The organism is Actinoplanes sp. NPDC048791, assembly GCF_040650095.1.
GTDB lineage: Bacteria > Actinomycetota > Actinomycetes > Mycobacteriales > Micromonosporaceae > Actinoplanes.
In genome coordinates this window covers 1-1,390 of the sequence record NZ_JBEZGQ010001564.1, presented here as the reverse complement: position 1 = coordinate 1,390, position 1,390 = coordinate 1, and the positions used below count along the sequence as shown (strand labels likewise).

Genomic DNA, 1,390 nt, shown 5'->3' with positions numbered 1-1,390 from the left:
CCCGCAACGACGCGACCGAGTTCGCGGTCCGGGTCGCTGCGGGCCGGATCGTGGCGCGCGCCGACGGCTACGGCGCCTGCTACGCCGCCGCCACCGGCTGATCCAGCTGCTCGCCCTCATCTCCGTGGGCGAACGGCCACTGCGCGCGGGCGCCGGCCTCGATCAGCGGGATCATCGAGAACGCGGCGTCGGACAGGCCACCGAAGGTGAACCTGTTCCCGGCCACCGGGGTGTGCCCGGCCCGGTAGCCGGCCAGGTTCCACGTGTACACCGGCACCCGCGCCGGCACCGCGGCCGCGACATCACGAGCGCCGTGCCAGTGCGCCTGCTCGTCGGTCAGGATCACCACCCGGTCATGCTTGGCATAGTGCTTCCGGACCGCCCGCTCGGTGTCCGTGCCCCGGCCGAGGAAGTAGCCGTCCGCCTTGAACCGGCGCACCGCGGCCAGCACCGACTCGCCGGCCACCCGCGGGAACACCCTGGTGTCGTCGGAGAACGACACCACGGTCGCGTCCCAGGCCCGCGCGCTCAACGCGAGACCGAAGACCGTGGCGGCGTCCCAGCAGCGCAGCGTGCCGTCCCGGCTGAAGCCGGAGGTCATCGACCCCAAGGTGTCGATCAGGATCAGGGTCCGTGCGCCCAGGGCCGGCACGTTCGCCAGCGCCTGCTGCAGGCCCTGCTCCAACGGGTACGCCCACCGCAGGCTCGGCGCCGCGTTGAACGCCGACAGGAACCGCATCGGCAGCGCCCGGGACCGCGCGACCTCATCGGGGTCGGCGAGCCGGGCAGCCACCGTGGCGGCCACCGCGTCACTCACGCCGGCCTGGTCGAAGTTGCGCAGGTTCCGCAGCAACGCCAGGTAACCCATGCTCGGAATGATCGACTCCCAGGCCGCCGCGTCCATGGCCGTCTGCCGCCACCCGGCCAGCGCCTCCCACGTCATCCCGGCCGCGTGCAGCACCGCGGGGTCGGTGACCCCACGGCGCTGCTCCACCGGCAGGGCCATCAGCCCGGCCCGCGCGGTGAGCAGGGTCAGCGCGGACGGTACGGGATTGTCCCGCTTGTGCCGCCGGTCCAGGGCATGCCGGAACAGCTCACCCTGCCGCTCGTCCTTCGCCGTCGGGTGGGTGAGGTCGATGACGTCACCGAAGCGCACCGGACGGGCGTCGGTGTCGTACTTGAGCAGGCTGCGCTCGTGGTAGAGCCGGACCACCGCGTCGGCGATGCCCCGCTTGACCGGCTTGGGCAGCGACCGGCCGTACCGGCCCAGCCAGTACGCGAGCGCCTCGCCCGGCTCGTCCGGCCGCTGCAGGGCGCTGTCCACGATGGACCGCGAGCCGGAGATGCCGGCGGCGACCTGCGCGCGGGCGCCCTCCAGGGCGGCGACGAC

1 protein-coding gene is annotated in these 1,390 nt (G+C 73.6%); it reads right to left on the bottom strand.

Going from position 1 to position 1,390, the window contains the following annotated elements:
- Positions 1–79 precede the first annotated feature (79 nt).
- Positions 80–1,390 (bottom strand): TROVE domain-containing protein (locus AB0C29_RS48505; protein WP_360835151.1); only part of this gene is annotated, 1,311 nt, incomplete at its 5' end.